Origin of the sequence: Pseudarthrobacter sp. CC12 (assembly GCF_039907755.1) — a bacterium.
In the GTDB taxonomy this organism is placed as follows: domain Bacteria; phylum Actinomycetota; class Actinomycetes; order Actinomycetales; family Micrococcaceae; genus Arthrobacter; species Arthrobacter niigatensis.
Genome location: NZ_JARDJH010000045.1, coordinates 21,974 through 34,055, shown reverse-complemented (window position 1 = coordinate 34,055; position 12,082 = coordinate 21,974). Strand labels below are relative to the sequence as shown.

Genomic DNA, 12,082 nt, shown 5'->3' with positions numbered 1-12,082 from the left:
CATCGAGCCCACACTGCACTCAAAGGTAAGACACCGGCCAGCCGCGTCATCAACCTCTCAGGTCAATACAGCTAGCGGGGCCGCGTGCAGGCACACGAAGAAGGGGCAGCAAGCGCTGCCCCTTCTTCGTTTCCTATCGGGACTAAGCGGGCTCCGCGGTCCGCCCGGCCTTCCGTCCCTCGAGGTCCTCCAGGGTGGTGCCCCGGGTATCGGAGGACATCAGGGTGGCCACGGCCGAGACCAGGCAGATGCCGAGCGTGGCCAGCCCGATGGTCAGCGGGATGTTGGCGGAGCCAGGAGGGGCGATCGCCGTGAAGATGCTCGGGAAGAACGACGCAATCATGAGTCCGATGTTCTGCGACACCGCGAAGCCGGTGACCCTGATCCGCATTGGGAACTGCTCCTGGAAGAACGTGGCGAAGGTTGCGTTCCACATCTGGAAAAAGATGACCTGCACGATCACCACGCAGACGAAGACCAGCGGCAGGCTCCCCTGCTCGATGGCCCAGAGGTATCCGGTCACCAGCACGCCACCGATAACGCCTCCGGCCGCCATCAGCATCCGCCGGCCAATCCTGTCGGACAGTGCGCCGAACACCGGAATGGTGGCCACTGCCGCGATATTGGCCACCAGCGTCACCCACAGGAACTCGCTGCTGGAGAAGCCGTTGCCGTAGCCCTTCTGGGTGGCAAAGGAGACGCCGAAGATCAGGGTGGCCATGCCGATGACGTTGGTGAAGGTCATCAGGATGCAGCGGAGCAGTGCGCCCGGCCGGGTGCGCAGGAGCTCGGCCAGCGGAAAGCGCTGCCGCGCCTGGGCCGGCCCGGACTGCGCGGCGTACGCAGGGGGTTCGGTCACCCGGCGGCGGATGAGGTAGCCGGCGAAAATGACGACGGCGCTGAGCAGGAATGGGATGCGCCAGCCCCAGGCACCGAACTGGTCAGCCGGGAGGAGGGCGGCGAGCGGCAGCAGGACGGCGGTGGCCAGGATTGACCCCACCTGCGTGCCCTGGAGGCTGAAGCTGGCGAAGAATCCGCGCCGGGCATCCGGCGAGTGTTCGACGATCATCGCGCTGGCACCGCCCAGTTCGCCGGCCACCGCGAAGCCCTGGATCAGGCGGAGGATCACCAGCAAGGCCGGGGCGAGGAGGCCCACCGTCCCGTATGTTGGCAGGAGCCCGACGGCGAAAGTCGCGAAGCCCATGAGCAGCATGGCGAAGACGAGCACCTTCTTGCGACCGTGCCGGTCCCCGTAGGCCCCCAGGACGACGGCGCCTACCGGGCGGGAGACGTAGCCCACCGCATAGGTAGCAAGGGAAGCAATGATCCCAACGGTCGGGTTCTCTGCGGGGAAGAAGATGGTGGGAAAGATGAGCGTGGCGGCCAGCGAATACAGCGCGAAATCGTAGTACTCAAGGGCACTTCCAATCCAGCCGCTCATCGCCGCTTTCCGCGGGTCCCGGGGACCGGTTCCGCCTTCCTGGCCAGCATGTACGACGCGGGTTGGGGTGGTGCTCATGGTGCTTATGTCCTTCGTCTTCATTGGCAAGGAACCGGACCGCTGGTGGCAGCTGAGGCGGTGTCCGCGCCGCAATCCGCCGGAGAGGGGATCGGGCGACAGCTCTTGAATCGATTCATCCAATATAGAAGGTGACGTGCGTTACGTCAACGGGCAAGCGCTATCCGGGGAAGGAGACATCCCCCGGGAGGCACCCGGCCTCCCGGAAGGTCCTGCCTATGCGGCCGTGACGCGCACCGGGAGGGACTCAAACCCGCGGAGCACGTTGTGCAGGATGGGCACCGGGGCGCCGGCAGGTTCGATGGTGGCCACCCGCTCCAGCAGCTGCTGCAGCACAATTTCCATTTCGAGCCGGGCGATCGGCTGCCCCACACACTGGTGCAGGCCCATCCCGAACGCGACGTGGCCCGATGCATTGCGGTTGAGATCGAAGTCATCAGCGTTCTCACCCCACTTGCGCGGGTCACGGTTCGCGGCGCCGAGGAACACCAGGACCTTGGCCCCGGCAGGGATATGTACTCCGCCCAGGACGGTGTCCACCGCGACGGTCCGGTGGAACTTTTGGAACGGCGATTCCAGGCGCAGCGCCTCATCCACGGCAAACTTCGCCATCTTCGGGTTTTCCCGCAGCTGGGCCCAGGCTTCCGGGTAGCGCGCCAGCACGGAGAGCGTGTTGCCGATGCCGAAGATGGTGGTGTCCACGCCGGCGGACAGCAGGGCGCGGACCAGGAGCGTGGCTTGCTGCTCGGTGATCAGCCCGTCCTCCACGCGCTTCCAGATCTGGGCGCCGAACCCGGTGTCGTCCAGGTTTTCGCGTTGGCAGTTCCGCATCACCGCGGCGGCGTGCTCGTCGCCCTGTGCGAAAGCCTGCTTGAAGATGTAGTTCTCCGGACCGAACGCGTTGAACACCATGTTGCCGTACGGCAGCAGGTGTTCACGTCCGACGTCGGGAATCCCAACCGCGTCGGGGAAGACACGGAGGGGGTACTTTTCGGCGAGGTCCGTAATGGCGTCGAACCGGTTGCGGCGGGCAAGCTGCTCCGTCAGCTCCACGGCAGGCGGCGTGAACGGCTCGCGGAGGGCACGCACCGTGCCGGGGTTAATGACGCCGGTCAGGGCGCGGCGCATGACGGTGTGAATGGGCGGGTCCGATTCCAGGATGCTCGGCGGACGCCAGCCAGAGTCCTTGCGGATGTCCCGCGGGCCCAGGCCGCCGGAGGAGATATAGGTTTCGAAGTCGGTCAGGACCTCGTAGACCTCCTGGTACCCGGCCACGGCGTAGCTGCCCGTACTCTCCAAGTAGGACACGGCTCCGGCGTCGCGGAGCCGGCCCAGGAACGGATAGGGGTCCAGGAGGTTTGCGGTGTCGAACGGATCCTCGTCCAACACATTGGCGTCGTGGGTGGTAACGGTCATGGGAAACACTCCTGGGGACGGAACTTGGCAGGGAAGAGGTTGTGGCTAGAGGTCCAGGACGAGCCGCGAACATCCCGCGGCGGCCCGCGAGACGCAGACCAGCATGATTTCGCCCGCATCCCGGTCCTCCTGGGTGAGCACTGCGTCCCGGTGTTCCGGCTCACCCGCAATGATCTGGGTTTCGCAAGTGCCGCACAGGCCGCCGCGGCAGGAGGACAGGACGCGCACGCCCACTTCCTCCACCGCTTCGAGGATGGTCTTGTCATTCGGCACGGTGACGGTGGTCCCGGTCCGGGCCAGCTCCACCTCGAACGGGGCGTTGGCGGCGGCGGCACCCAGTGTGGAGGCGACGAAACGCTCCGTGTGCAGGGCGCCCGGCGGCCAGCCCATGCAGCGTTCCTCCACCGCGCCGAGCAGGCCGCCGGGTCCGCACGCGTACACCAGCATGTGCGCCCGCGGCATGCCAAGAATCTGGTCCAGGTCGAGCCGGCCGGCTTCGTCCTCGGCGATGATCCTGATCCGGTCAGTCCCGTACAGGTCCTCCAGCTGCTGCGCGAAGGCCATGGTGTTCCGGCTCCGGCCGCCGTAGATCAGGGTCCATTCCTTGCCTGCAGCCTGGGCCGCTTCCAGCATGGGAATGAGCGGGGTGATGCCAATGCCGCCGGCGATAAAGAGGTAGCGCCGCGACTCGCGCAGCGGAAAGTTGTTGCGGGGTTCGGAAATGGTCAGGGGCGTGCCCGCCAACAGGGCGTGCACTGCTTTTGATCCGCCACGGGAATCCGGCACGTGCAGCACACCGATGCGCAGGTGGTCCAGTTCGTCAGGCGAGGAACACAGGGAGTACTGGCGAATAAGGCCATCGCCTACGTGGACATCGATGTGAGCGCCGGGCTGCCAGGGCTGGAACGGCTGGCCATCAGCCCGTCGCAGGACCAGGGAAACCACCTGGTCCGCCACAACGTCCACCTGGTCCACCACGGCGTCGATAGTGGCTCCTGCAGATGCACTCATGGGGGTTCACTTCCTGTGGAATGGCTCGCCTGCCGGGCAGGCTATGGCCGGTAGCCCGGCCTCATTGGTCTAAGTTGAGGTTAGGTGTTCCACGCCACAGGCGGGGGAAGGCTTTCCACCCAACGGAAAGATTCGCGCCCGGGCAACTGCAAAGATCTGGCCTACTGCGGCAGATGCTCCACGCCCAGCCGCCGGGCGATTCCCCGGGCGGCAATGTTGAGCACCGGAACCACACTGCCCACCGGGGCCGGGCGCCCCCGGGTGACGATGCCCAGCGCGGCCACCACCTGCTTGTTCGGCAGGAAAACCGGAACGGCCAGGCCGTAGTTGTCCGGGCCGGCTTCCTCCTCAGTGGTGGCGTAGCCGTTGGCACGGACCCGCTCGATCTCGGCAGCCAGCAGCCCGGGTTGGGTGATGGTCCGCGGCGTATGCGGCTCCAGCCGCTGGACAGCGGAGGAAAAGAGGTCATTGGCTCCATAAGCGAGCATGATTTTGCCCGCGGCGCTTGCGTGCAGGGGCAGGCGGGCGCCCACGCGCCGGAACGGCTGGCCGGCACCGGTGCCGGACATCCGCTCCACCAGCAGGACCTCCTCGCCGTCCAGAATGAACAGGTTCACCACGTTGTGGGTGACGAAGAGAACGTCCTGCATAAAAGGTGCAGCCACTTCGGCGATGTTCTGCTGCGCGGGTGCCAGCAGGCCCAGCCGCCATATCCGCTGGCCTACACGGTATTCGCCGTTCGCCTTCTCGAGGCCGCCCCACGCCACCAAATCACCGGCCAGGCGGTGTGCGGTGGCCACCGGGAGCCCTGCCCTCCGGGCCATGGAACTGAGGCTTTGAACGGAATGCTCGGTATCGAAAGTGCCCAACAGCGCCAGGGCGCGCGACGTGACGCTGGCCGCCTGGTGTGCGGCAGCACCGTCGTCGCCGGCTGGACGCTTTGGCGCGGCCGTCGGACCCGTGCGCCGGGTGGTCCGGCCTGCCGGGGCAGCGTTAGCCATGGGTCACCCTTCTGCGCGCTGGAGGACACGGCGCCGTCCGTGGCGCGGTGCTGCATCCTGCCATTTTAACGCCCGACGCCGGCGCCTCCCAGGACGCCAGGCGAGGTGACGGCGTCCTGCTGTAGGCACATCCTCCATGGGCGGAGAAGGTTCACTTGGGTACTGCGGCGAGGCCGGAGCCGCGGTAGGCGCCCAGGCCGCCGTCCACGCGGATGTCCGAGCCGTTCACCCAGCCCGATTCGGGGCGGAGCAGGAAGTCGATGACGGGGGCAATATCGTCCGGGTCGCCGAAGCGGCCCAGCAGTGCACCGGCGCCCTCCACCTTGTCGCGGCCGTGGTCTTTCTTGAAGTCCTCGAGGATGGGAGTGGCCACGGGTCCCGGGCTGACGCTGTTGACCCGGATCCGCTGCGGCAGCAGTTCGGCGGCCAGGTGCTCGGTGAGGACCCGGACGCACTGTTTGGAGAAGAGGTAGGACTCACCCGTCACCCCGTCGTCGCCGGCAATGGACTCCAAGGCGGCAGCTTGGTCTTCGGCGAGCGCGAAAGCGGAGCACTTTGCCTTGACCTCCCGCCAGTTCACGGCAACGTTGGAGGCCAGGTTCACCACGGCGCCGCCCTCGCCGAGCAAGGGCGCAAGCGCCCGGACCAGCCCGCGGACGCCGAATACGTTCACCGCCAGCACGGTCCGCCACGGGGCCGTCCCAGGAACGCCGGCGATGTTCGCCAGGCCCGCGATGCCGTGCGGCGCTGCGGCGGTGACTGCTGCCGCTGCGGCGTCGATGCCGGCCTGGCTCGAGAGGTCCGCTTGGACAAATGTGCCGCTGAACTCAGTGGGTGGGTTGCGGTCGATGCCGATCAGCGGGATGCCGCGGGCGGCGAGGATGCGGGCGGTACGTGCCCCGATTCCGGAGGAGACCCCGGTGAGTACGATGGGCAGTTGCTCGTGGGACATGCAGACTCCTCGTTAGTGCGTGGCGTGCTTCACTCCATAGTGGCAAGCGGGACCGGGCGATTGAGGGAAACTTTCCGTTGGACGGAAAGGTCACCCCGGGAAGTGACGGGTGCCATGACACTGGGATAAGAATTTCCCTCCCGGCCGAAAGGACAAAACCATGACGGCAACCCAGTATGAGGTCCACGACCCGGCCACCCTTGAACTCGTTGGACATGCTCCGGAAAACACCGCGCAGGACGTCGAGGCTGCGGTGGCAGCCGCCCGTGCGGCGTCGGCCGGCTGGGCCGCGGACCGGAAGGCCCGCCGCAATTCCCTGCTGGCAGGCGCGGCCCTGATCCGCCGTGACCTGGACGCGCTGGCCACCCTGCTCTCCCGGGAACAGGGCAAACCGAAGGCCGAGGCCGCCGGCGAATTCTCCGTGGCCGCAGGGCTGTTCGAGTACTACGCCGACCTGGAATGGGACTCGGAACAGCAGCTGAGCCCGCGCGCGGACCGCAGCCTGGAGGTCCAGTACCGGCCCGTGGGCATCGTTGGCACCATCACGCCCTGGAACTTCCCCATCTCGCTGCTCTGTGTGAAACTTGCCCCCGCTTTGGTGGCCGGCTGCACCGTGGTCGCCAAGCCCTCACCATCCACTCCCCTGTCCACGATTGCCCTGGTGAACCTGCTCAACGAGGCCCTCCCCGCCGGTGTGCTGCAGGTCCGGACCAGTTCGCGGCGGACTGTGAACGTTGCTTTGAGCACCTCGCCGGGCATCCGCAAGATCTCCTTCACCGGTTCCACGGAGGTGGGCATCTCCATCGCGCAGCAGGCCGCCTCAACGGTCAAGCGCGTCACCATGGAACTGGGCGGGAATGATCCTGCCATCGTGCTGGACGATGCGGACATCGCAGTCACCGCCCGCGGCATTGTGGGCAGCGCCTTCCGCAACGCCGGCCAAGTCTGCATGGCGGTCAAGCGCGTCTATGTCCCGCGCAGCCGCAGTGCGGAACTTGCTGAGGCCATTGCCGCCGAGGCAGCCCGCCATGTGCTGGGCCACGGCATTGCTGATGGCACCACCATGGGCCCGATGCACAACGAGTCCCAGCTCAAGCTGGTCCACGGCCTGGTGGATTCCGCCGTGGGCGCCGGTGCCCGCATCCTCTCCGGGGGCACCGCCGACTGCGACCTGCCGGGCTACTTCCTCTCCCCCACCGTAGTGATCGACGCCGAACCCGGCATGGACCTGGTGGAGCAGGAACAGTTCGGGGCGGCGCTGCCCATCGTGGCCTACGACAGCCTCGACGACACCATCGCGGGACTGAACGCCGGCGAATTCGGCCTCGGCGCATCGGTGTGGAGCCAGGACCAGGAGCGGGCCTACGCCACTGCCTCCCGCATTGATGCAGGAACGGTCTGGGTCAACCAGCACACCGTGGTGGAACCGGACGCCCCGTTCGGCGGCTGGAAGGCCTCCGGCGTGGGCCGCGAGCGCGGCCGCTGGGGCCTGGAGGAATACCTGGAAACCCGTGTCATCAATGCCCGCCCGCACGCCTGACCCCCGCACACCCTGCAGAAGGACTTCCCTGTGAGCGTCGAACTGATCACTCTTGGCACCGCCGCCGGCCCGGCCATCCGCGGACCTGAAAACGGCATCTCCAGCGCACTGGTGGTGGGTGATGCCTTCTACATGGTGGACTTTGGCCTCGGCTGCTCCCGCGCGGCACATGAGGCGGGGCTCCGGGGCAAGGATTTTGTGGCCGGCTTCGTCACGCACCTGCATTCGGACCATGTGGTGGAACTTCCCGGCTTCCTGCTGTGGAACTGGGGGAATCCGGTGGAGGGCTTCACGCGGCCGGTATCAGTTGTTGGCCCCGGCAAGGATGCCACCCGGACGGGTGGCGGCGGCCTGTCCGGCACCGCCGAACTGGTGTCCCACTCGCTGCAGGCCTTCTCCTACGACATTGACATCCGGGTCCATGACGAGGCCCGCCCGGACCTTGCGTCACTGGTGCGCACCGTGGACCTGGCCACCCCCGCGCACGGCTCCGAGGACGCGGCCCGCCCCTTCGACGTCTACGAGGATGACAGGGTCAAGGTCACCGGCATCCTGGTGGAGCACCCGCCGGTGCGGCCCGCCTTGGCGTTCCGCTTCGAGACCGACGCCGGTTCTGTCGTATTCTCCGGCGATACCGCCGAATGCGAGGCCATGGTTGTGCTCGCCGAGGGTGCGGACGTCCTGGTGCATGAAGCGGTCAACCTGGACTTCTATGCGGACAAGGGGTTCGCGCCGGAGTTCCTTAACCACCAGCGGATCGCCCACACGCCACCTGAGGCCGCCGGCCGTGTAGCCTCCGCGGCGGGGGTGGACCGGCTTGTGCTCTCCCACCTGGCCGGGCGGGCGGAACCGCAGTGGTGGCGCAGCCGTGCTGCCTCAACCTTTGCCGGCACCGTGGACGTCGCCGTCAGCGGCCAGCGTTTCCGCATCGGCAGCCCCGTCCTGGCTTCTACCTGAGCAGAGAACCCGATCCCGGGTCGCCTGCCACAAACTCAGCAAGGACAACTCTTGGCTCTGCCGTCGCACACCACACCCGTTGATGACGCCGACGCGACGACGGACAGGGCGTGGCTTGCGGTCCTCGCGGCCGGTATCGCAGCGGCCATGCACATCTGGAAGCTTCCCGCCGCCCTGGCCGGCATCCAGGCGGATCTTGGCACCTCGCTGATCCAAGCCGGGCTGCTGCTGGGCATCATCCAGCTGGCCAGCGTGGTTGGCGGCCTGGCCACGGCTGTGGGCGGTGAGATGGCCGGCCTGCGCCGACTCCTGATCCTCGGTCTTGTCCTGCTGAGCGGCGCGTCCGCCGTGGGTGCGGCCGCCCCCAGCACCGAATGGCTTATGGCAACACGCACCCTGGAGGGCGTCGGCTTCCTGCTGGCCGTGGTGGTGGCACCCGCCCTCATCCGCAAAGTGGCCCCGCCGCAGCGGCTGAACATTGCGCTGGCAAGCTGGGCCACGTTCCAGGGCACTGCTACGCTGATCGGCCTTTCCGCGGGTGCGCTGTTCCTGCAGGCTGCTGGCTGGCGGCAATGGTGGCTGATTATGGCGGCTCTCACGCTTCTCCCGGTGCCGCTGCTGCTGCGCCGGGTGCCGAAGGACGCGGCTCCAGCCGAGGCCGGACTCCGGCCCGCTCTACGCAGGGTGGGGCGCACCGTTGCCACCCGCAGGCCCTGGATCATTGGCGTGGTGTTCGCCTGCTACACGGCGCAGTGGATGGCGGTGCTTGGCTTCCTGCCCTCGATCTACCGCTCAGCGGGGCTCGACGGCCCGTGGCCCGGTCTCCTCAGCGCCCTGGTCGGTGGCGTCAACGCCATCGGTGCCCTCAGTGCCGGTCCGCTGATCCAGCGGGGAATTTCTGAGCGGAGCATCATTTTCTGGACCTTCCTGTCGATGTCCGCCGCTTCCGTGGCCACGTTCGCCGTGAACTGGGACCGCTTCGGCAACGGCATCTTTATCCAGGTTGTCCTGATCGCCGCGTTTTCCGCCGTCGGGGGCCTCATACCGGCGGCGGTGACCAGCTACTCCGTGCGCATCGCACCCGCAGATGGCTCCGTCACTGCCGTGCTGGGGCTGACGCAGCAGATCTTCAATGTGGGAAACTTTGCGGGGCCCATGTTGTTCGCCCTGCTCGCCACCACTACCCGCGGCTGGGGCACCACCTGGTGGCTGACGTGTGCCTTGAGCTGCTTGGGGATGGGCCTGCTGGCGCTCCTGAGACAGGCCGCCAAAAGTGACTTTCCGGCCAACGGAAAACCCAAATGTAAGGCCGGTCACACGAGCCTACAGTCAAGGAAACGCCGGTGAACCGGCAAAGACTCCCCTTCAACGATTGGGCAAACCGTGTCTAAAACTCCGCTTATGACGCCGGGCTCCGCGGCCTCCCGCGATCCCCGCACCTGGTCCCGGGCCAAGCGTAACCGCTACGGCTGGTTCATGACGTTCGGCCTGCTTTTCCTCATGATGCTCAGCTGGGCTGACAAGGCAGTCCTGGGCATCGCGGCCGTTCCCCTGATGAAGCAGCTGGGCATCACGCCCGAGCAGTTTGGCTTGGTGGGCAGCGCCATGTTCCTGACCTTTGGTGTGGCCCAGATCGTTGCCGCCCCCATCGCCAACAAGGTATCCAGCAAGTGGATCCTGCTGGTCCTGTGCCTGCTATGGTCCGTGGCGCAGGTTCCCATCCTGCTCTTCGCCTCGCTGCCCGCGCTCTGGGCAAGCCGCCTGCTCCTCGGCGCCGGCGAGGGCCCGCTGGCACCGGTCCTGATGCATGGGATCTACAAGTGGTTCCCCGAGAAGAAGGGGGCCACACCCGCTGCGCTGGCGTCATCCGGCGTGACTTTGGGCATTGTGGCGTTCGCCCCGGTCCTGGCCTGGGTCATTGGACAATTCGGCTGGCAGACCGCCTTCGCCGTGCTGGCCATCGTGGGCCTGCTGTGGTCCGTCTTCTGGGCCATCGCTGGCAAGGAGGGTCCCTATACCAGCCGGAAAGCTGAACAGGAACTTGACGGCATCGCTCGGGAGGAAACTCCGGTGATCAGCGAAACCAAGATCCGCTACTGGCGCACCATCCTGTCCCCCAGTTGGATCTTCGCGGTCCTGGCCTCCTTCTTCGGCTACTGGACCTTCACACTCGCCATGTCCTGGGGACCCGCCTACTTCCAGAACGTCCTGGGCTTCAGCGGCCAGCAGTCCGGCACCATGATCGCCCTGCCCGCGGCCTGGGGAACCGTCGCCACCGTTGGCCTTAGCGCACTTACCCAGCGCCTGCACCTCAAGGGCGTTCCCACCAGGAAGGCCCGTGGCTGGGTCCTCGGCGGCGCTGGCGCCTTCGCCGGGGCCTGCCTACTCGGAGCGACTATGACTACCTCGCCGGCCCTGTCAATCGCCCTGATGGTCTTCGGCTTTGGTACCGCACCGGCGCTCTTCGCCATCACGTACCTTGTGGTCGCGGAACTGACCACCATCGGCCAGCGCGGAGCCAACCTCTCCATTGCCAACGCCGTCCTCACCACGGGCGGCGTGTTTGCCCCCGCCGTATCAGGATTCCTTATTGGCGGTGCAGCCACCCCGGCAGATGGCTACCGCGCGGCATTCGCCCTGGCCGGCGGCCTCATGCTGACCTTCGGTATCCTGGCACTACTCTTCGTCAACCAGCAGCGTGACCGCCGCCGGCTCGGCCTTGACTCAGCCGCTGGTTTTTCACTCGGGGCGGCCCCTGCAGCCGAAGCTGAGGAAGCCAGAGCGGTAGTCACTAAGGCCTAGAACTAACTCTCGAACGGCCGCCAGCGGAGGCGGCAAGCGCGGCCTCCGCTGGCTGCCTTAGCTACACGACAAATCGTGTACACGGAAGGAAGCCATCCCATGGATAATCCCAGCTCACGCAGTGATGGTGGAAGAACTGGCATATCCAGCCGAATATTGGGCGGCGGCCAAGAACCGGACCCGCGCTTCACCTTAGCCAACGAACGCACGTTCCTTGCATGGATTAGGACCTCCTTGGCATTGCTCGCCGGTGGCGTCGCCGTTGAAGCCTTCATGGCCGATCTATTCGACCCGAGACTTCGCAAAGGGCTCGCCGTCCTGCTTCTCGTTCTCGCGCTCCTCATCGGAGGCGGCTCATTCTTCCGCTGGCTTAATGTAGAACGCGCCATACGCCGCAAAGCCCCAATCCCACTCCCATGGATCGCTCCGGTCCTGGCAATTGGCGGGGGCGTCGTCGCCGCCACCATGACGGCTGTCGTGCTCGTCTAATCCATGCCTTCACGAGCTGAAACGCCAGTCCATGGAGATCCCGGACTCCAGCCGGAACGCACAGACATGGCGTGGGGTCGCACGATGCTGTCCTTGGCAGTTGCGGGCGCCGTCTTCCTGCGTTGGACAACACACCACGGCTGGTTCACGGCGCCGCTGGTAGGGGCATGCGTCATCACCGCCACAGCTATCAACCTCACCCGCAAGCCGCGCTTTCACCGCGCCATCAACGGCATTCGACATGAATCGATTCCGCCTTGCATCACTTCGATCGCCGCCGTCTCGGCAAGCGTCGTGGTCCTTGCTGCCCTAGGGATCTGGACCGTACTGTTCCTCCCTGTCCAGCAGTGACCTTTGAGGCTCGTCGCTGGAATCCGCATCATCAACCAAGCCGT

Annotated in this window: 11 protein-coding genes; 6 read left to right on the top strand and 5 right to left on the bottom strand. The window is 66.5% G+C overall.

The window, feature by feature from the left end:
- Window positions 1-142: 142 nt before the first annotated feature.
- From PV772_RS20695 to PV772_RS20675, 5 genes are all read right to left on the bottom strand, one after another.
- Window positions 143-1,519, bottom strand: a complete 1,377-nt coding sequence (locus PV772_RS20695) for an MFS transporter (protein WP_347887405.1) — start codon at window positions 1,517-1,519, stop codon at window positions 143-145.
- A gap of 216 nt (window positions 1,520-1,735) precedes the next feature.
- Window positions 1,736-2,935, bottom strand: coding sequence for a cytochrome P450 (locus PV772_RS20690; RefSeq protein WP_347887404.1), 1,200 nt, complete (start codon window positions 2,933-2,935; stop codon window positions 1,736-1,738).
- Between the two features lie 45 nt (window positions 2,936-2,980).
- Window positions 2,981-3,946 carry a PDR/VanB family oxidoreductase gene (locus PV772_RS20685; RefSeq protein ID WP_347887403.1) on the bottom strand — a complete coding sequence of 322 codons (966 nt, stop codon included), beginning with the start codon at window positions 3,944-3,946 and terminating at the stop codon, window positions 2,981-2,983.
- A 161-nt stretch (window positions 3,947-4,107) separates the two neighbouring features.
- The gene (locus PV772_RS20680; protein WP_347887402.1) at window positions 4,108-4,947 is read right to left on the bottom strand and encodes an IclR family transcriptional regulator; all 840 of its coding nucleotides are present in this window, start codon (window positions 4,945-4,947) and stop codon (window positions 4,108-4,110) included.
- A 151-nt stretch (window positions 4,948-5,098) separates the two neighbouring features.
- Window positions 5,099-5,899 carry an SDR family oxidoreductase gene (locus tag PV772_RS20675; RefSeq protein WP_141182895.1) on the bottom strand — a complete coding sequence of 267 codons (801 nt, stop codon included), beginning with the start codon at window positions 5,897-5,899 and terminating at the stop codon, window positions 5,099-5,101.
- 160 nt (window positions 5,900-6,059) lie between these two features.
- Here PV772_RS20675 and PV772_RS20670 point away from each other — a divergent pair, with 160 nt between their 5' ends.
- The 6 genes from PV772_RS20670 (at window position 6,060) to PV772_RS20645 (ending at window position 12,038) form a co-directional block, all read left to right on the top strand.
- Window positions 6,060-7,439, top strand: coding sequence for an aldehyde dehydrogenase family protein (locus tag PV772_RS20670; protein WP_347887401.1), 1,380 nt, complete (start codon window positions 6,060-6,062; stop codon window positions 7,437-7,439).
- Window positions 7,440-7,469: 30 nt separating this feature from the next.
- On the top strand, window positions 7,470-8,396 hold the full coding sequence (locus tag PV772_RS20665; protein ID WP_347887400.1) for an MBL fold metallo-hydrolase: 927 nt from the start codon (window positions 7,470-7,472) through the stop codon (window positions 8,394-8,396).
- Window positions 8,397-8,447: 51 nt separating this feature from the next.
- Window positions 8,448-9,743: an MFS transporter gene (locus PV772_RS20660; RefSeq protein ID WP_347887399.1), complete on the top strand. Its 1,296-nt coding sequence runs from the start codon at window positions 8,448-8,450 to the stop codon at window positions 9,741-9,743.
- 54 nt (window positions 9,744-9,797) lie between these two features.
- Window positions 9,798-11,198, top strand: a complete 1,401-nt coding sequence (locus tag PV772_RS20655) for an MFS transporter (RefSeq protein WP_347887398.1) — start codon at window positions 9,798-9,800, stop codon at window positions 11,196-11,198.
- A 99-nt stretch (window positions 11,199-11,297) separates the two neighbouring features.
- A complete protein-coding gene (locus tag PV772_RS20650) occupies window positions 11,298-11,687 on the top strand; it encodes a DUF202 domain-containing protein (RefSeq protein ID WP_347887397.1) in 390 nt (129 codons plus the stop codon).
- 3 nt (window positions 11,688-11,690) lie between these two features.
- Window positions 11,691-12,038, top strand: a complete 348-nt coding sequence (locus tag PV772_RS20645) for a DUF202 domain-containing protein (protein WP_141182890.1) — start codon at window positions 11,691-11,693, stop codon at window positions 12,036-12,038.
- Window positions 12,039-12,082 lie beyond the last annotated feature (44 nt).

Coding starts and splice junctions, on each gene's coding strand:
- PV772_RS20690 (WP_347887404.1), bottom strand. CDS start 2,935: ATGACCGTTACCACCCACGACGCCAATGTGTTGGACGAGGATCCGTTC.
- PV772_RS20675 (WP_141182895.1), bottom strand. CDS start 5,899: ATGTCCCACGAGCAACTGCCCATCGTACTCACCGGGGTCTCCTCCGGA.
- PV772_RS20685 (WP_347887403.1), bottom strand. CDS start 3,946: ATGAGTGCATCTGCAGGAGCCACTATCGACGCCGTGGTGGACCAGGTG.
- PV772_RS20695 (WP_347887405.1), bottom strand. CDS start 1,519: ATGAGCACCACCCCAACCCGCGTCGTACATGCTGGCCAGGAAGGCGGA.
- PV772_RS20645 (WP_141182890.1), top strand. CDS start 11,691: ATGCCTTCACGAGCTGAAACGCCAGTCCATGGAGATCCCGGACTCCAG.
- PV772_RS20680 (WP_347887402.1), bottom strand. CDS start 4,947: ATGGCTAACGCTGCCCCGGCAGGCCGGACCACCCGGCGCACGGGTCCG.
- PV772_RS20670 (WP_347887401.1), top strand. CDS start 6,060: ATGACGGCAACCCAGTATGAGGTCCACGACCCGGCCACCCTTGAACTC.
- PV772_RS20655 (WP_347887398.1), top strand. CDS start 9,798: ATGACGCCGGGCTCCGCGGCCTCCCGCGATCCCCGCACCTGGTCCCGG.
- PV772_RS20650 (WP_347887397.1), top strand. CDS start 11,298: ATGGATAATCCCAGCTCACGCAGTGATGGTGGAAGAACTGGCATATCC.